Here is a 17,009-nt window from a genome sequence, read left to right on the forward strand (position 1 = left end):
TTCTGCTCCCCCGGATGGGGCTATAACTGCATCATGCGTTATGTGACTCTTCCCGACGGCCGGACTCTCACCACGGAGTTCACCGCGGCCGAGCGCTCGGCCATGGAGCGGGACGGCCTCATCCGCTCCGTGCTCCCGGACGTCTGGGTGGCCTGCGGAACCGAGGAGACCCCGGCTCTGCGGGCGCGGCTCGCCTCCTTCTGCATCCCGCCGCGACTGCGCCGGCGCGTGGTGGTGGGGTGGGCCTCCGCCGCATGGGTGTACGGGTGGGCGGCTCCCCCGGCGCGGCTCGAGGTTCTCATCGACCAGTCCAGCCGGACCACGAGCGCCCACCGCGCCGCTCCGCGGCTCCTCATCCACGAGGTGCGGGATCCGCTGGACCGGAGCGTGAACTTCGGGCCGGTCTTCGTGTCCGACGACGTCCGGACCATCCTCGACGTCGCGAGCCGGTGCGCACCGGACGAGGCCGAGGCGATCCTGAGAACCGCGTTCCGCTCGGTGCAGACCCGGAGACGGCTCGAAGCCTACCTGCGGCTCGAGCGCTCCGAGCGGGTCCAGCGCGGGGCGGCGCGAGTGCGCAAGCTCCTCCGGGAGGGCTGAGCGAGGCCGTCTGAGCGAGGCCGTCTGGGCGGGGCTGCGCCGGCTCAGTCCTGGCGTCGGTTGCCGGAGACGCGGTAGACGTCGTAGACGCCGTCGATCTTTCTCACGGCCGAGAGCACATGGTCCAGGTAGCGCGGGTCCGTCATCTCGAAGGAGAAGCGAGAGCGCGCCACACGGTCATGCGTGGTCTGGACGGAGGCAGCGAGGATGTTGACGCGGTGCTCGCTGAGGACCCGTGTGACGTCGGAGAGCAGGTTCTTCCGGTCCAGCGCCTCCACCTGGATGTCCACGAGGTAGACGCCCTTCTCCGCACCCGTCCAGGAGACGGGCACGATCCGATCCGACTGCCCCAGCAGGGCCTCCGCGTTGGTGCAGTCCCGCCGGTGCACGGAGACGCCGTGGCCTCGGGTGACGAACCCCAGGATCTCGTCCGGCGGAACGGGAGTGCAGCATTTGGCCAGCTTCACCCACAGGTCGGAGTCCCCCTGGACCTTGACCACGCCGTCCGAGGTGCGCCCGGCCTTCGGCGCGGAGATCGTGATGGGCTCCCGGACCTCCGCGACGGTCTCGCCGTAGTTGGCCTCGAGGTGCTGGATGACGGACTGGGTCGAGGTGGTCCCCTCCCCGATCGCCGCGTACAGGGACGCGATGTCCGCCAGTCCCTGCGACTCGGCGAAGGCCCGGAGGCGGTCCTGGGACAGGAGCTTCTGGACCGGCAGGTTCCGCTTGCGCATGGCCCGGGTGAGCGCGTCGCGGCCGGACTCGATGGCCTCCTCGCGCCGCTCCCGGCTGAACCAGTGGCGGATCTTGGACTTGGCCCGGCCCGAGGTGACGAACTCCAGCCAGTCCCGGCTCGGCCCGGCGCCCTCGGCCTTCGAGGTGATGATCTCCACCCAGTCGCCGTTCTGCAGCTGGCTCGAGAGGGGCACGAGCCGCCCGTTGACGCGGGCGCCGATGGTCCGGTGCCCCACGTCCGTGTGGACCGAGTAGGCGAAGTCCACGGGCGTGGAGCCCGCCGGCAGCGCCTGGATGTCCCCCTTCGGCGTGAAGACGTAGACCTCCGCCGCGTTCATCTCATACCGCAGGGACTCGAGGAACTCCCCCGCGTCCCGGGTCTCCTGCTGCCAGTCCATGATGGACCGCAGCCAGCGCATGTCCGTGGGCGTGTTCTCCGGCTGGGCGTGGGGCTGCTGCTTGTACTTCCAGTGGGCGGCGATGCCGTACTCGGCCCGCCGGTGCATCTCGTGCGTGCGGATCTGGAACTCCACGGGCCGGCCGCCGGGGCCGATCACCGTGGTGTGGAGCGACTGGTACAGGTTGAACTTGGGACTCGCGATGTAGTCCTTGAAGCGGCCGGGCATGGGCGACCAGTGGCTGTGGATGATGCCGAGGGTGGCGTAGCAGTCCCGGACGGAGTCGACGAGGATCCGGATGCCGGTGAGATCGTGGATCTCGTCGAACTCCTTCCCGCGGACGATCATCTTCTGGTACACGGAGTAGTAGTGCTTCGGGCGGCCCGTGATGGTGAACTTGATCCGCGCCGCCTGCAGATCCGCGCTGACCGCCTCACGGACGTGGGCGAGGTACTTCTCCCGCTCGGGAGTGCGCTGGCCGATGAGGCGGACGATCTCCTCATACCGCTTGGGGTAGAGCACCGCGAAGGAGAGGTCCTCGAGCTCCCACTTCACCGTGTTCATGCCGAGCCTGTGGGCGAGCGGCGCGAAGATCTCGAGGGTCTCCCGCGCCTTGCGCTGGGCTGACTCGGGCGAGACGTACCGCCAGGTCCGGGCGTTGTGGAGCCGGTCCGCGAGCTTGATGATGAGGACCCGGATGTCGCTGGACATCGCGATGACCATCTTTCGGACGGTCTCCGCCTGGGTGGCGTCCCCGTACTTGACCTTGTCCAGCTTGGTGACGCCGTCCACGAGCATGGCGACCTCGTCCGAGAAGTCCTTGCGGACCTGGTCGAGCGAGTAGTCCGTGTCCTCCACCGTGTCGTGGAGCAGCGCCGCCTGGAGCGTGGTCCCCGTGAACCCCATCTGGGCGAGGATCGAGGCGACGGCCACGGGATGGGTGATGTAGGGGTCCCCCGAGCGGCGCTTCTGGCCCTCGTGCTGTCGCTCGGCAACCCGATAGGCCTTCCGGACGGGCTCCAGGTCCGCGCGGGGGCTCGAGGCGCGGATCTGCCGGAGAAGCGGATCGAGGATCGGGGTGGCGCTCTGGGGAGCGCGCCCCGCCAGGCGGGCGAGCGGCGAGAGGACGGAAGCGCGGCGCTCCCGATGTGCCGAGTCGTCTCCGATGCTCATGCTGCCTCCTCCGCTCCGGCCCCGGCCTTCGGCTGCCGCAGCCGCCCGAGATGCACTCTGACCCGCCCCCGTCGGAACGGGAGCGGGTCAGAACAGTGTAACCGGGTCAGGCCGCGAGGCCGGCCTCAGCCGAGTCTCGCCGCCCTGTGCCAGCGGCCCGGGTCCGGGCCGGGTCAGCGGGCCGGTGCCGCCGCTGCCGCGTCGTCGTCGGCCATCGAGAGCGGATGCGCCCCGACGGAGTCCTCGGGCACGCCGTCGTCGATCCCCTTCTCCTTCTCGCGGAGCGCCGCGTAGAGCGGCGCCTGAACGAAGATCGTGGCGAGCGTTGCCACGATGATGCCCACGAAGAGCGAGAGCGAGAGGTCCTTGAGCGTGCCCGCGCCGAGCAGGAAGGCGCCGATGAAGAGGATGGCGCCCACGGGGAGCACGGCGACGACGGAGGTGTTGATCGAGCGGACCAGCGTCTGGTTGATGGCGAGGTTGACCGAGTCGGCGAATCTGCGCCGCCCCTTCCCGGCCTTGGTGTTCTCGCGGATCTTGTCGAAGACCACGACCGTGTCGTAGAGCGAGTAGCTGAGGATCGTGAGGAAGCCGATGACGGCGCTCGGCGTCACCTCGAAGCCCGTGGCCGCGTACACGCCGCCCGTGACGATGAGCACCACGAAGAGCCCGGCGATCGCCGCCAGCGACATCTTCCACGTGCGGAAGTAGACCGCCATGAGCAGCGCCACGAGCACCACGAAGAGGATGAAGCCCATGAGCGCCCGCTTGGAGACGTCCTGGCCCCACGTGGGTCCCACGAAGTTGCTCGTCACCTTGTCGTCCGAGACGCCGTAGGCCTTCATGAGGCCCTTCTTGACGTCGAGCGTCTGCGTGTCGGAGAGCTTCTCCGTCTGCACGCGGACGGTGCCCGGAGCCACCTTGGCCACCTCGGGCTGGGAGCCCGGGACGACGGCGCCGACGGCCTCCTCGCCCGGCTTCACGTCCGTGTGGGAGGCCTGCGAGACGGTGAACTCGGATCCGCCGCGGAAGTCGATGCCCATGTTGAACCCGCCCCGGAAGACGGGGATGAGCACGGAGAGGAGCACGATCACGGCGGTGATGCCGAACCACAGGCGCTTCCGGCCGACGAAGTCGTACGACTTCTCCCCGGAGTAGAGGGCGTTGCCCCAGTCAGCGAGCTTTTTCACGCGTCTCCCTCCTGGTCAGGGCGGTTGCTGCGGCTGCGCTCGGCGGCCCGGCGCTCCGCGATGGTCATCGGCCCCTCGTCCCGGGACTCGGTGCGCCGGGACCTGCGCGAACGGCGGTCCGGGCCCTCTCCGGGCTCCCGGAGGCGGCCGGCGCCCCGGTAGAGGGGAACGGCGCCGAGGGTCCGCGGGTCCAGCCCTGAGAGCGGGTGGCCCTCGCGGAAGAACCGCGTGCGGGAGAGGAGCTCCAGCATCGGATGCGTGAAGAGGAACACCACGATGAGGTCGGCGATGGCGGTCAGACCGAGCGTGAAGGCGAATCCGCGGACGTTGCCGACGGCCGCGATGAAGAGCACCACCGCGGCGAGCAGGTTGACCGCCTTCGAGGCGAGAATGGTCCGCTTGGCGCGAGACCAGCCGATCTCCACGGCCGAGCCCAGGGTTCTGCCGTCCCGCAGCTCGTCTCGGATGCGCTCGAAGTAGACGATGAACGAGTCCGCCGTGAGGCCGATGGCCACGATGATGCCCGCGACGCCGGCCAGGGAGAGGCGGTAGTTGGCGGTGACGCCGAGCAGGGCGATCGCCACATACGTCACGACTCCCGCCACGAGAAGCGAGCCGATGGTGACCAGGGCCAGCAGGCGGTACTGGAAGAACGAGTAGACCGCCACGAGCGCGAGTCCGATGAGGCCTGCGATGAGGCCCATCTTCAGCTGCTCCTGGCCGAGGGTCGCCGAGATCTGCTGCTCCGACTCGATGTTGAAGCTGATCGGCAGCGCGCCGTAGCGCAGCTGCTCGGCGAGGGCCTTGGCGCTCTCCTCGTTGAAGCTTCCCGTGATCTGGGGCTTGCCGTCCGAGATGACCGCCTGGGACATCGGCGCGGAGATGACCTTGCCGTCCAGCATGATGGCGAACTGGCCGCGCGGGCTCGGGTTGAGCTTCGTCAGGCGCTCCGTGACCTTCTTGAAGGTCTCCGTGCCCTTGGAGTTGAACTCGAGGTTCACGGCCCACTGTCCCGTGCTCACGCCGCCCTGGCCCTGGACCTGCGCGGCGTTCGCCGTGGCGATGTCCGTTCCGGGCACCTCGACCGGGCCGAGGATGTACTTGGCCGGCCGGCCGCCCGAGTACTCGCAGGCGACGGTCGGCTTCGAGGGATCAGACTGCTCCTGCTTCTCCCCCGGCGCCGGCGGCTTGGTGCAGTCCTTGGCCTCGTACGCCTTGCGGACGTCCTTCGTGATCCAGTTCGGGTCCGAGGCGTTCGCGGGCTTGCCCTTCGGCTCCTTGATCTTCGCGTCCGGGGTCGGCTTGGAGGCCTTGGCCGGCGCGCCGGTCTCGAGCACGGGGCGGAACTCCATGTCCGCGGACGCCTGGATGAGCTGGCGGGTCTTGGCGCTCGGCGTGTCGGGAAGGCTCACGACGACGTTGCGGCCGTTCTGCGTGGTGATCTCCGCCTCGGACACGCCCGCGCCGTCGACGCGCTGGCGGATGATGTCCACGGCCTGGTTGAGCTGGTCCTCGTTGACCGGCTTGTTGCCGGCCGTCTTCGGGGCCAGGATCATCTGGGTGCCGCCCTCGAGGTCGAGCGCGAGCTTCGGGGAGAACGCAGGGGTCCCCTTGCTGGAGATCAGGGCCATCGCGCCGAGCGAGGCCAGCAGCAGCACGATGAGCGTGGTCAGAGCGGCCCAGGGGCGACCGCCGCGATGACGGCGCGGCGCTCCCCGACGAGCCGCCGGACGCGACGAGGCCCGCTTCTCCCCGCGGAGGGAGCGGCCGGTGGGTGCGGTGCGGTGCTGGCTCAACGCCGACCCTCGAGCCCGTCCTCGCGACCCTCGGACGACGCCGTCCCGAACGTGTCGTCCTGGACTCCGCGGCCGTCGCGGCCGAGACGGTCCTCGTGAGCAGAGCGGCCCGGTTCTGCCGTCTGGGCTCCGTCGAGGAGGTTCTCCTTCCCGGCGGGGCGGCTGTCAGCTGCGGCGACCCCGGCGTCGGGTGCCTGGGGCGCCGGGTTGAGGGCGCCGAGGTGCATGGTGACGCGCGTTCCGGGGGCGATCTCCACGAGAGCGGTCTGGGCTGCCTCGTCCTTGGAGACGACCGTTCCGAAGAGCCCTGACGAGGACATCACACGGTCCCCCGCGCTCATCCGGCTGCGCCGCTCCGCCGCCTGCTGCTGGGCCTTCCTTCCCCGGAAGACGAGGAACAGCATGAAGACGAGCATGAGCGCCGGCAGAAGGAACGTCGTGGGGTTCACTCCGGCCTCGGCGGCCACGGGCAGATGGGTCACAGTGGTCACGGTGGTCCGTTTCTCTCGAGGGCACGGGACAGCGCACACGCAGAGTGCGGGCGCCGCGCGGGCATTCAGCCTTGGACTATACCGATTGAACCCGAACGTGTCATGAATGCGGCAGAGCGTCCGCAGGATCGTCCGCCCCGACTGCAGCTCCTCATGCTCTGCAGGGCCTCAGCCGGCGTCCTCGCCGGGCGAAGTCCGCCCGAGGTGCGCGTAGGCGGCGGGCGTGGCGACGCGGCCGCGCGGGGTGCGGCCGAGGAGGCCTTCGCGGACGAGGTAGGGCTCCGCGACGGTCTCCACGGTCTCGATCTCCTCGCCCACAGCGATGGCCAGCGTGGAGAGGCCCACGGGACCGCCGCCGAACTTGTCGATGAGGGACAGCAGCACGTTGCGGTCCAGACGGTCCAGTCCGCGCTCGTCCACCTCGTACATGGTCAGGGCCGTCGAGGCGTGCTCCTCCTCGATCGTGACCACGCCGTGCACCAGGGCCCAGTCCCGCACGCGGCGCAGGAGGCGGTTGGCGATGCGGGGAGTGCCGCGGGAGCGGCGGGCGATCTCCGCGAAGCCGGCGCTCGTCACCTGCAGGTCGATGAGCATGGCGGAGCGGCGCAGCACGAGCTCGAGCTCGTGGTCGGCGTAGAACTCGAGGTGTCCCGTGAATCCGAAGCGGTCTCGCAGCGGACCGGGCAGCAGCCCGGCGCGGGTCGTGGCGCCGACGAGGGTGAACTGGGGCAGCTCCAGCGGGATGGACGTGGCGCCGGCGCCCTTGCCGACGATGACGTCCACGCGGAAGTCCTCCATCGCCATGTACAGCATCTCCTCGGCCGGACGGGACATCCGGTGGATCTCGTCCAGGAAGAGCACCTCCCCGGGAACGAGCGAGGACAGGATGGCGGCGAGGTCTCCCGCATGCTGGATGGCCGGCCCGCTCGTGATGCGCAGCGGGGCCCCCATCTCCTGGGCCACGATCATGGCGAGCGTGGTCTTGCCGAGCCCGGGCGGCCCCGAGAGGAGCACGTGGTCCGCGGTGCGCTCCCGAAGCTGCGCCGCCTTGAGGACGAGGCCCAGCTGCTCGCGCACCCGCTCCTGACCGACGAAGTCGTCCAGGCTCTTGGGACGCAGCGCTCCCTCGAGCGCGCGCTCCTCCGGGTCCGCGGACGGCTGCATGAGATCGCGCTCGGTCATCGCGACCTCTGGATGCTGGCGAGCACTGCCTTGAGCACCTCGGACACGTTGGCCGAGGCCACCGCGTCCGGATCATCCGCCGCGAGGCGGTCCCACGCCTTGCCCGCGTCCTTCTCGCTCCAGCCGAGAGACTCGAGCGCCGCGAGCACCTGAGGACGGACCCCCGCCTCGGGCGCTCCCGATCCCCCGGGCAGCGGAGCCGTGCCGGGCACCGCGGGCATCTTGTCCTTGAGCTCGAGGAGCATGCGGGCCGCGGACTTCGGGCCGATACCCGGGACCGATTGCAGGGCCGCCTTGTCCTCGTTGGCCACCGCGGTGCGCAGGGCGTCCGCGTCATGCACGGAGAGGACGGCCAGGCCGAGCTTGGGTCCGACCCCCGTGACCGAGGTGATGATCTCGAAGGCCTCCTTGGAGTCCTTGTCCGCGAAGCCGTAGAGCGTCATCGAGTCCTCCCGCACCACCATGGAGGTGTGGAGGACGGTCTCAGAGCCGACGCGCAGGCCCGCGAGGGCCGGCGCGGGCGCATAGACCTCGAATCCGATCCCGCCGACGAGGACCACGGCGGTCTGCAGGGTCACGGAGGCGACCTCGCCCCGGAGAATGGCAATCACGGAAGGAATCACGCTCACTGGCTCGACGGCGGCGCGGGGTTCAGCGCCCGAATCCGATTAGAACATACTTTCGAAGAAACCGCGTCAGCTGCGGCGACCGAAGCTCCGCGCTCCCCCGCGGCGGCCCCGGCTCTCCGCCTCCGCCCACGCCCGCTGGGCCGGGGTCATCCCGGACTGAGAGGCCGGCGCCACGGTGGCGCGCGCGGCTCCGACCGTCTGCGCGCCCTCGGCCGCCGCGACCGAGCTGCGCCAGCCGGCGGCGATGGCGAGGGCGAGGGCGTCCGCGGCGTCGGCGGGCTTCGGGGCCGCCTCGAGGCCCAGGATCCGGACGACCATCGCCGCCACTGCGTCCTTGCCCGCCTGGCCGCTGCCGGTGACGGCGGCCTTGACCTCCGTCGGGGTGTAGAGGGCCACGGGAATGCGACGGCGAGCCGCGGCGACGATGACCGCCCCGGACGCCTGCGCCGTCCCCATCACGGTGCTCACGTTGTTGTGGCTGAACACGCGCTCGAGGGCGAAGACGTCCGGCCGGTGCCGGTCCATCCACTCCTCGACCGCATCGGCGATCTCCAAGAGCCGCGCGTCGAGCGGGACGGAGGCGTCCGTGCCCACCACGCCGACGTCCACCAGCTTCGCCCGGCGGTTCGCGGAGACGTCCACGACCCCGATGCCGCAGCGGGTCAGACCGGGGTCCACACCGAGAATGCGAACGGGCCGCGTCCCGGGAGACCCCTGGGCGCGGCCCGCGCTCTGCGCAGTCATCGAGACGGACGTCAGTCGTTCTCGAGCTCCGCCATGACCTCGGCGGAGATGTCGGCGTTCGAGTAGACGTTCTGGACGTCGTCGAGCTCTTCGATGGCGTCCGCAAGGCGCAGGAACTTTCGCGCGGCGTCCGCATCCAGCTCGACCTGCATCGAGGGGACGAACTCGACCTCGTCCGTCTCGTACTCGATGCCCGCCTCCTCGAGGCCGGCGACGACGGCGCGGAGGTCGCTCGGATCCGAGAGGACCTCGAAGCTGTCACCGGACTCCTTGACCTCCTCGGCGCCCGCGTCGAGGACCGCCATGAGGACGTCGTCCTCCGTCAGCTCCTTCTTGGGGAGGCTGACGAGGCCCTTGCGGGAGAACATGTAGGCCACGGAACCCGGGTCCGCGACGGTGCCGCCGTTGCGGGTGATGGCCACGCGGACCTCGGAGGCGGCGCGGTTCTTGTTGTCCGTGAGGCACTCGACGAGGAGGGCGGAGCCCTGCGGGCCGCGCGCCTCGTAGATGATCTCGGAGTAGTCCACGACCTCGCCGGTGAGGCCCGCGCCGCGCTTGATGGCGCGGTCGATGTTGTCGTTCGGAACCGAGGTCTTCTTGGCCTTCTGGACAGCGAGCTCGAGCGCCGGGTTGCCGGAGAGGTCGGCGCCGCCCGCGCGGGCCGCGACCTCGATGTTCTTGATGAGCTTCGCGAAGGCCTTGGCACGCTTGGCGTCGATGGCCGCCTTCTTGTGCTTGGTGGTGGCCCATTTGGAGTGTCCGGACATGCTCTGCTTATCTCCTCGCGACGATGGTCATGAACAGTTCGTGGATCCGCCGCTCGTCCGTCACCTCGGGATGGAAGCTCGTGGCCAGCAGATTCTCCGAACGCACTGCGACGATTCTACCGTCGGAGGCCAAATCCAGCGCCTCGGCGTCCGCATGGCGCTCCAGCTGGGGCGCGGGGACGCGCGCCAGGACCTCGACGCCCGGCCCCGCCTCGAGGACGAGCGGCGCGCGGATGAAGACCGCGTGCACCGGGTCCGGCTCGAGCCCCCGGAACGCGAGATCCGCCTCGAAGCTCTCGCGCTGGCGCCCGAACGCATTCCTCTTGACCGTCATGTCGAGGCCGCCGAAGGACTCCTGAGGCCGCCCGCGCGCGTCCAGGGCCGGGTCCTCGATCCGGTCCGCGAGCATGATGAGCCCGGCGCAGGACCCGTAGACGGGGAGCCCGTCCGCGATGAGCTCCCGGATGGGCTCGAGCAGGCCGAAGACGCGGGCGAGCTTCGCGATCGTCGTCGACTCCCCTCCCGGGAGGATGAGGCCGGATATCCCCTCGAGGTCCTGGGGTCGGCGGACGGGCCGCGGGTCGGCGCCCGCGGCCCGCGCGGAGGCGATGTGCTCGCGGAAGTCGCCCTGCACGGCGAGCACGCCGACGCGCGGGGTCTGGGACACGGTCACGGGGCCTCCTCAGGCGGATGAACTAAGATCCAAAGATATGATCCCCGTCAGCATCCTGGTCGGAAAAGCCGTACGTGTCGCCGCTCGACTTCGGGGCTCCGGATCGGCTTTCCCGGGTCTCGTCGTGGAGCGGATGGACCCCGGATTCATGGCCGCGATGCTCGCCCGGCTGCCGCGCGGGGTCATCGTGGTCTCCGGCACCAACGGGAAGACCACCACCACCAAGATGGTGGTCGAGCTGCTCCGCTCTCAGGGGCTGCGGGTCTTCACCAACCGCTCCGGGTCCAACTTCACGCGAGGCGTCGTCGCCTCCCTCGTGACGGAGGCGCGCCTGACGGGCCGCCTCGACGCGGACATCGCGGTGCTCGAGCTGGACGAGGCCCATGCGGTGCACTTCGTCCGCCAGGTTCAGCCGACCTACTCCCTTCTGCTCAACGTCCTCCGCGACCAGCTGGACCGCTTCGGGGAGATCGACACGACCGCGGGCTTCCTCGACACGATCGCCTCCCGCACCTCCGAGGCCGTGGTCCTCAACCGCGAGGACCCGCGCGTGGCCCGGATCGCGGAGCGCGGTGCGCTGAAGTCCGGGGCGGAGACCGTGTACTTCGGCCTCGCGCCCGAGCTGCGCCGCCTGTTCCCCTCGGACGACGAGATGCGGGCCTCCGGAGACGCCGTCGTCGAGGCGGAGGGACGCGCCGAGCACCCTGCCGACGCGCTCGCGGCGGACGTCCTGCTCACACGCGTCGAGGGGCACGAGGCAGACTTCGTGATGGACGGCCGCACCGTTCACGCCAGCCTGGCCCTCAAGGGGGTCTACAACGTCTTCAACGCGGCCGCCGCGATCGCGCTCGTGCGCCGGGTCGTGGGCGCGGAGCTCGACGAGCCGGCCCTCGTCTCGGCTCTCGAGGCGGTCACGCCCGCCTTCGGCCGCGGCGAGTCGCTCGTGGTCCGGGAACAGCCGCTGGAACTCGTGCTCGTCAAGAACCCCTCCGGCTTCCGCCTGGGCCTGCAGTCCTTCGAGCGCGGGGACTTCGCCACGATGATCGCGATCAACGACAACTACGCGGACGGCCGGGACATGTCCTGGCTCTGGGACGTGGACTTCGACATCCTCCGCGACGGCGGCGTGGACCGCGTCTCCGGCGTGCGGGCGGCGGACATGGCCCTGCGGCTCAAGTACGACGACGTCGCCGTGGGCGCCGTCGAGGAGGATCTCGAGAACTCGCTCGAGCGCTTCCTCGCGGAGCACCCGGACCGCCCCAAGCGCATCTTCTGCACGTACACGGCCATGCTCGCCCTGCGCAAGGCCCTCTCCCGCTACACGACCGTGGAGGACTACTCGTGACCCAGCCCGAGTTCGCCGTCGCCCAGCCCGAGCACGGAGAGCTGCGCATTCTCCAGCTGTACCCCACGGCGATGAACATCTACGGGGACTGGGGCAACACGCTCACCCTGGCCCGCCGCGCCGCCTGGCGCGGGTACCGGCCCGTCATCCTCGAGTACAACGGGGGCGGGGAGCTTCCGGAGGCGGACATCGTCGTCGGCGGCGGAGGGCAGGACTCCGGGCAGGAGGCCATCATCGAGGACTTCGCCCGGATCGGACCGGAGCTGGTCCGGAGGGCGGAGGACGGCGTGCCGATGCTCGTCATCTGCGGCATGTACCAGCTCTTCGGCCACGACTTCACCATCGTCTCGGGCCGGGTCCTCACCGGGCTCGGCATCCTCGACGTGCGCACCCGGGGCACGGAGACACGCCTCATCGGCAACATCGTCACGGACTCGGAGGAGTTCGGGACGATCCTCGGCTATGAGAACCACTCGGGCCAGACTGAGCTCGGTCCGGGGGCCCGGCCCCTCGGCACCGTGCGGGTGGGCGCCGGGAACAACGGCGAGGACGGGACGGAGGGCGCCCGCGCGCACAACGTCGTCGGCACTTACCTGCACGGCTCGCTGCTGCCCAAGAACCCGGCTGTCGCGGACTTCCTCCTCCGCACGGCCGCCGAACGGCGCTACGGAGAGTTCGCCGGGGCAGACCTCGACGACTCGGCCGAGGAGCGGGCACGCCGCAGCGCGGAGTCTCGGCCCCGCTGAGGCCCGAGCGCCGCAGCTCCTCAGCGGCCTCCCTGCTGCCCTGCCCCGGAGGGCACGGTCCACTCGACGGCGCCCTGCCTGTCCGCGCCCATGCTGTTGACGGTGCGGGCCGTCCGCTGCCTCGACTCCGAGGCCTGAGCGGCCGTGGCGCACCCCGGAACGGCGGACCCCGCGCCGACTGGACACCACCGGTAGGGGCCCTCCACGATTCGGCTCGGCGCCCAGCGCAGCGTCCGCACCGTCCACCGTCCGCCTTCGCGGGCGAACACGGCGTTGACCATGAGCCCCTCGTTGTTGACGGGATACCACGGCGAAAGCTCCGTCACGCTGTTTCCGAGGCCGTAGACGATCCAGCGCCCGTTGTGCTTCTCGATCGGCAGGACGGAGTGCGTGTGCTCCCCGTAGACCAGATCGAACTGGCCCGAGTCCGCCAGGGCGCGGCCGGTCTTCACCTGCTGGGCGTTGGGCTGCGAGGCGTACTCCTCCCCCGCGTGCATGTTGGCGATGACGATGTCGGCTCCGGCCTTCCGCGCAGCCTTCGCCTTGGCGATCATGGCCGCGGCATCGAGCATGTCGACCTGCCAGGGCTTCTCGGGAGTGAGTCCGTTGAGGCCGTACGTTCCGGTGACGACGGCCACGCGGGCCCCGTTGGCCGCCGTCATGATCGCGGGGACGGAGGCCTCCCTGGCCGAGAGGTTCGTGCCGGTGTGCCGGAGGCCGGCCCTGTCCAGGGCGCGGTAGGTTCGCTCGAGCCCTGCCGTGCCCTGGTCGATCGAGTGGTTGCTCGCCGCCGTGCAGGCGTCGTATCCGGCTTCCTTGGCCGCGCCGAGGATCTGCGGCGGGACGCTGAAGGCCGGGTACGCCGAGTAGGGTCCCTTCGGCTCGGCGACCGGCGTCTCCATCTGGCAGAGAGACAGGTCGGCCTGCTGGAGAAACGGCCTCTGCGCGGCGATGAGCGGGCCGAAGTCCATGCCGTCCTCCCCGCGGCCCGTCGCCGCGGCGTCCGCCCGGGCCTGCCTCCAGAGTCCCTCGTGGAGCAGGAAGTCGCCCGACATCGAGACGGACACGCACGGAGCGCCCCCGCAGGCCTTCTCCCCCGCGGCGGAGGCGCCGATCCGCTCCGGAGCGTCCTGCCCGCCGCCCTTCTCTCCGCCGGCTGACGGAGATGACGACGACGGCCGGGACGAGGGCGCGGCGCCGGACGGGGACGGACTCCCGCCGGGACCCGCGCAGCCGGACGCGAGCAGGGCGAGCAGCCCGGCCCCGCAGAGCATGAGGCGTTTCGGCCCCCGAGCGGGCCTGGACCGGTGAGCGGACATGGGAACCTCCGAGACTGGTTGTTCATCAGGCTAGACAACAATGTCCGGAAAACCGAGAGGGCGCTAGAGTCTGACCTATGAAAGAAGACCTTCTGAAACCCTCGTCTTTGCCCGGCGGACTGTCCGATCTGAGCGGACTGACCGTCTCCTCGATCGACGTCCTCCTGGGTCGGGCCACCGAGCTCGAGCGGAGAGCCTGGGCCGCGATCTCGGCGGACGACGCTGCGCCGACGTTCGAGAACGTCGTCGTCCCCCTCGAAGAGGCCCGGGCCGCCGCGGAGCGCGCGTACGCCGTGCTGGGGACGTTCGAGGGGTCGATGAGCACACCGGAGATCCAGGCGCTCGCAGAGGAGTGGGCGCCGAAGCTGGCGGAGCACCGCTCCGCCGCCGCCCGGAACCGCGGCCTCACCGCGCGGCTCGCCGCCGTCCCCGAGGACGGGCTCGACGCCGAGCAGCGGCACGTCCTCTCCGAGTGGAGGAAGGACGTCGAGGCGGCCGGCGCCTACGTCCCGGAGGAGCACCGCGAGGAGCTCGGCAGGATCGAGCAGGAGCTGGCCCGCTGCGAGGCCGAGTACGCGGGCACCGTCCTCAAGGCCGCCGAGGACGCCGCCTTCGTCACGCGGCGGGTTGAGGATCTCGCCGGGCTCTCGGCGACGGCCGTGGAGCGGGCCCGTGCCAACGCGGAGTCGGCCGGGCTGGAGGGCGCCTGGAGGCTGCCGCAGGACCTGTTCTGTGCGCCCGCGGCGATCTCGTCCATGACGGATCCGGACGCGCGAGCCGCGTACTACCTCAACTCGGTCAACCGGGGCCGCGGGCCGGTGCGGGACGCCGGCGCAGCGGACACGCCGGAGAACCTCGCGCTCGCGGCCCGCATGGCGGCGCTGCGGAGCCGGCGCGCCGCGCTCTTCGGCGCCTCGAGCCACGCCGAGCTGACGCTGCGGCAGTCCGTGGCCGGTTCGGTCGAGACGGCTCTCGGCATGCTGGAGCGCCTCGTGCCGAAGGCGCTCGCCAGCTTCGAGCGGGAGCTCGACGTCATGGCCGAGACGGCCGGCGTGGACCGGGAGGGCATCCGCCCCTCGGACGTGCCGTTCCTGCTCGCCCTCGTGGCGAGGGAGCGGTACAGCGTGGACGAGGAGGCGCTGCGACCGTACTTCGAGCTGGACCGGGTCCTCGAGGAGGGCGTCTTCCGGGCGGCTCGCGGGCTCTACGGGATCACCTTCACGGAGGAGAAGGGGCTTCCCGTCTACGAGGAGTCCGTCCGCGTCTGGTCCGTCCGGGACGAGGACGGCTCGCCGCTCGGCATGTTCCTCGGCGACTTCTTCGCCCGCCCCACGAAGCAGGGCGGGGCCTGGATGCACGACCTCGTCGGCGCCAACGGCATGACCGGCGAGCGCCCGGTGGTGCTCAACACGCTGAACCTGCAGCCGGCGGCCGCGGGCGAGCCCGTGCTCCTGTCCCTCGACAACGTGCGGACGCTCTTCCACGAGTTCGGCCACGCCCTGCACTCTCTGCTCACCCGGACGGCGTACCCGTCCGCGGCCGGGACCGCCGTGCCGCGCGACTTCGTGGAGTACCCCTCGCAGGTCAACGAGATGTGGATGTTCGAGCCGGGCGTCGTCGAGCACTACGCCGTCCACGTGGAGACGGGAGAGCCGCTCGCCCCGGACGCCGTCGAGGCGGTGCGGGCCTCGGCGCAGTGGGGCGAGGGCTTCCGCACGAGCGAGTACCTGGGCGCCGCCCTGCTGGACATGGCCTGGCACACCCGGACGGCGGCGGATCCGCAGATCGAGGGCGCCGAGGCCGCGCTGCGCTTCGAGGAGGAGGTCCTGGCCCGCTACGGCTTCGACCGCCTGCCCGTCAGCCCCCGCTACCGCACCGGCAACTTCAAGCACATCTTCGCCGGCGGCTATGCGGCGGGCTACTACTCCTACATCTACTCGGAGATGATGGACGCCGAGACGGTGGCCTGGTTCGAGGAACACGGCGGCCTTTCCCGGGAGAACGGCGAGCGCTTCCGCCGCCTGCTCCTGGAGACCGGCAACCGACAGGATCCCGCCCAGTCCTTCCGCGACTTCCTGGGCAGGGACCCGAGGATCGAGCCGCTTCTGCGCCGCCGCGGGCTCGAGGGCTGAGGCCCGGGGCGGGGACCTCTCCCCCGCCCCCGCGGGGAGACGACGACGGCGGCCGTCCCGGGCCTTCCCCGGTGACGGCCGCCGTGCCGTGGGCGCAGCCTCTCCCGCTGAGCGGGCTGGTGCGCCGCCTCTCCTACCAGCCGCGCTCGGCGAGGCGGTGGGGCTGTGGGATCTCGTCCACGTTGATGCCCACCATGGCCTCCCCGAGGCCGCGGGACGCCTCGGCGATGGCCGCAGGGTCGTCGAACATCGTGGTGGCCTTGACCACGGCCTTGGCGCGCTGCTCGGGGTTGCCGGACTTGAAGATGCCCGAGCCCACGAAGACGCCGTCCGCGCCGAGCTGCATCATCATCGCGGCGTCCGCCGGAGTGGCGATGCCGCCGGCCGTGAAGAGCACGACGGGCAGCTTGCCCGTCTGCGCCACCTCGCGGACGAGGTCGTACGGCGCCTGGAGCTCCTTGGCGGCGACGTAGAGCTCGTCCTCGGCCATCGAGGAGAGGCGGTTGATCTCAGCGCGGATCTTGCGCATGTGGGTGGTGGCGTTGGAGACGTCGCCCGTGCCGGCCTCGCCCTTGGAGCGGATCATCGCCGCGCCCTCGTTGATGCGGCGCAGAGCCTCTCCGAGGTTCGTGGCGCCGCAGACGAACGGCACCTCGAACGCCTGCTTGTCGATGTGGTTCGCGTAGTCCGCCGGCGAGAGCACCTCGGACTCGTCGATGTAGTCCACGCCGAGGGACTGGAGGACCTGGGCCTCGACGAAGTGGCCGATCCGCGCCTTGGCCATGACGGGGATGGAGACGGCCTCGATGATCGAGTCGATCATGTCCGGATCGCTCATCCGCGAGACGCCGCCCTGGGCGCGGATGTCCGCGGGAACCCGTTCAAGGGCCATGACGGCCACCGCGCCGGCGTCCTCGGCGATCTTGGCCTGCTCCACGGTGACGACGTCCATGATGACGCCGCCCTTCAGCATCTCGGCCATGCCGCGCTTGACGCGGTCCGTGCCGAGCTGGGGCGAAGACGGGGAGTTCTTGCGCTGGTCAGTGCTCATGTGCTCGTTCTCTTCTCTTGACGTGGGGTGGCTTGTTC

At 70.6% G+C, this 17,009-nt stretch carries 15 protein-coding genes; 4 read left to right on the forward strand and 11 right to left on the reverse strand.

The genetic code is table 11. From position 1 onward, the window contains the following. The first annotated feature begins 42 nt into the window (after nucleotides 1–42). Nucleotides 43–600, forward strand: a complete 558-nt coding sequence (locus H9I38_RS02175; protein ID WP_226336979.1) for a hypothetical protein — start codon at nucleotides 43–45, stop codon at nucleotides 598–600. Nucleotides 601–644: 44 nt separating this feature from the next. On the opposite strand, the gene H9I38_RS02180 is transcribed toward H9I38_RS02175, so the two are convergent. The 9 genes from H9I38_RS02180 to pdxT form a co-directional block, all read right to left on the reverse strand. Further along, nucleotides 645–2,906, reverse strand: coding sequence for a RelA/SpoT family protein (locus H9I38_RS02180; RefSeq protein ID WP_226336980.1), 2,262 nt, complete (start codon nucleotides 2,904–2,906; stop codon nucleotides 645–647). A 173-nt stretch (nucleotides 2,907–3,079) separates the two neighbouring features. Continuing rightward, entirely contained in the window at nucleotides 3,080–4,096 is a 1,017-nt protein-coding gene (gene secF, locus H9I38_RS02185) for a protein translocase subunit SecF (RefSeq protein WP_226336981.1), read from the reverse strand. Beyond that, entirely contained in the window at nucleotides 4,093–5,727 is a 1,635-nt protein-coding gene (secD, locus tag H9I38_RS02190) for a protein translocase subunit SecD (protein ID WP_226337342.1), read from the reverse strand. Before secD ends, secF begins: the two co-directional genes overlap by 4 nt. A gap of 161 nt (nucleotides 5,728–5,888) precedes the next feature. Next, nucleotides 5,889–6,383: a preprotein translocase subunit YajC gene (locus H9I38_RS02195; RefSeq protein ID WP_226336982.1), complete on the reverse strand. Its 495-nt coding sequence runs from the start codon at nucleotides 6,381–6,383 to the stop codon at nucleotides 5,889–5,891. Nucleotides 6,384–6,551: 168 nt separating this feature from the next. Continuing rightward, on the reverse strand, nucleotides 6,552–7,565 hold the full coding sequence (gene ruvB, locus H9I38_RS02200) for a Holliday junction branch migration DNA helicase RuvB (protein WP_226336983.1): 1,014 nt from the start codon (nucleotides 7,563–7,565) through the stop codon (nucleotides 6,552–6,554). After that, nucleotides 7,562–8,176 (reverse strand): Holliday junction branch migration protein RuvA, encoded by a 615-nt coding sequence (gene ruvA, locus H9I38_RS02205; RefSeq protein WP_226336984.1) that lies wholly within the window; start codon nucleotides 8,174–8,176, stop codon nucleotides 7,562–7,564. The genes ruvB and ruvA overlap by 4 nt, the downstream gene beginning before the upstream one ends. An 84-nt stretch (nucleotides 8,177–8,260) precedes the next feature. Beyond that, nucleotides 8,261–8,938, reverse strand: coding sequence for a crossover junction endodeoxyribonuclease RuvC (ruvC, locus tag H9I38_RS02210; protein ID WP_226336985.1), 678 nt, complete (start codon nucleotides 8,936–8,938; stop codon nucleotides 8,261–8,263). An 11-nt stretch (nucleotides 8,939–8,949) separates the two neighbouring features. Beyond that, entirely contained in the window at nucleotides 8,950–9,705 is a 756-nt protein-coding gene (locus H9I38_RS02215) for a YebC/PmpR family DNA-binding transcriptional regulator (protein WP_226336986.1), read from the reverse strand. Between the two features lie 7 nt (nucleotides 9,706–9,712). Further along, the gene (gene pdxT, locus H9I38_RS02220) at nucleotides 9,713–10,378 is read right to left on the reverse strand and encodes a pyridoxal 5'-phosphate synthase glutaminase subunit PdxT (protein ID WP_226336987.1); all 666 of its coding nucleotides are present in this window, start codon (nucleotides 10,376–10,378) and stop codon (nucleotides 9,713–9,715) included. A gap of 37 nt (nucleotides 10,379–10,415) precedes the next feature. Here pdxT and H9I38_RS02225 point away from each other — a divergent pair, with 37 nt between their 5' ends. Together H9I38_RS02225 and H9I38_RS02230 are read left to right on the forward strand one after the other, a co-directional pair. Further along, nucleotides 10,416–11,723, forward strand: a complete 1,308-nt coding sequence (locus tag H9I38_RS02225) for a Mur ligase family protein (RefSeq protein ID WP_226336988.1) — start codon at nucleotides 10,416–10,418, stop codon at nucleotides 11,721–11,723. After that, nucleotides 11,720–12,469: a type 1 glutamine amidotransferase gene (locus tag H9I38_RS02230; protein ID WP_226336989.1), complete on the forward strand. Its 750-nt coding sequence runs from the start codon at nucleotides 11,720–11,722 to the stop codon at nucleotides 12,467–12,469. The genes H9I38_RS02225 and H9I38_RS02230 overlap by 4 nt, the downstream gene beginning before the upstream one ends. Nucleotides 12,470–12,489: 20 nt before the next feature. Here H9I38_RS02230 and H9I38_RS02235 read toward each other — a convergent pair whose 3' ends face one another. Then, on the reverse strand, nucleotides 12,490–13,788 hold the full coding sequence (locus H9I38_RS02235; RefSeq protein ID WP_226336990.1) for a CapA family protein: 1,299 nt from the start codon (nucleotides 13,786–13,788) through the stop codon (nucleotides 12,490–12,492). A 77-nt stretch (nucleotides 13,789–13,865) separates the two neighbouring features. On the opposite strand from H9I38_RS02235, the gene H9I38_RS02240 reads away from it, so the two are divergent. Further along, nucleotides 13,866–15,920 (forward strand): M3 family metallopeptidase, encoded by a 2,055-nt coding sequence (locus H9I38_RS02240; protein ID WP_226336991.1) that lies wholly within the window; start codon nucleotides 13,866–13,868, stop codon nucleotides 15,918–15,920. A gap of 133 nt (nucleotides 15,921–16,053) precedes the next feature. Here H9I38_RS02240 and pdxS read toward each other — a convergent pair whose 3' ends face one another. Next, nucleotides 16,054–16,971, reverse strand: a complete 918-nt coding sequence (gene pdxS, locus H9I38_RS02245; protein ID WP_226336992.1) for a pyridoxal 5'-phosphate synthase lyase subunit PdxS — start codon at nucleotides 16,969–16,971, stop codon at nucleotides 16,054–16,056. Nucleotides 16,972–17,009 lie beyond the last annotated feature (38 nt).

This window comes from Arthrobacter sp. UM1, from assembly GCF_020483305.1.
In the GTDB taxonomy this organism is placed as follows: domain Bacteria; phylum Actinomycetota; class Actinomycetes; order Actinomycetales; family Micrococcaceae; genus Falsarthrobacter.

Excerpts from the sequence above, each read along its gene's own strand:
- ruvB (WP_226336983.1), bottom strand. The coding sequence starts at position 7,565 with ATGACCGAGCGCGATCTCATGCAGCCGTCCGCGGACCCGGAGGAGCGC.
- H9I38_RS02180 (WP_226336980.1), bottom strand. The coding sequence starts at position 2,906 with ATGAGCATCGGAGACGACTCGGCACATCGGGAGCGCCGCGCTTCCGTC.
- H9I38_RS02215 (WP_226336986.1), bottom strand. The coding sequence starts at position 9,705 with ATGTCCGGACACTCCAAATGGGCCACCACCAAGCACAAGAAGGCGGCC.
- H9I38_RS02225 (WP_226336988.1), top strand. The coding sequence starts at position 10,416 with ATGATCCCCGTCAGCATCCTGGTCGGAAAAGCCGTACGTGTCGCCGCT.
- H9I38_RS02235 (WP_226336990.1), bottom strand. The coding sequence starts at position 13,788 with ATGTCCGCTCACCGGTCCAGGCCCGCTCGGGGGCCGAAACGCCTCATG.
- secD (WP_226337342.1), bottom strand. The coding sequence starts at position 5,727 with ATGGCCCTGATCTCCAGCAAGGGGACCCCTGCGTTCTCCCCGAAGCTC.
- H9I38_RS02240 (WP_226336991.1), top strand. The coding sequence starts at position 13,866 with ATGAAAGAAGACCTTCTGAAACCCTCGTCTTTGCCCGGCGGACTGTCC.
- ruvC (WP_226336985.1), bottom strand. The coding sequence starts at position 8,938 with ATGACTGCGCAGAGCGCGGGCCGCGCCCAGGGGTCTCCCGGGACGCGG.
- pdxS (WP_226336992.1), bottom strand. The coding sequence starts at position 16,971 with ATGAGCACTGACCAGCGCAAGAACTCCCCGTCTTCGCCCCAGCTCGGC.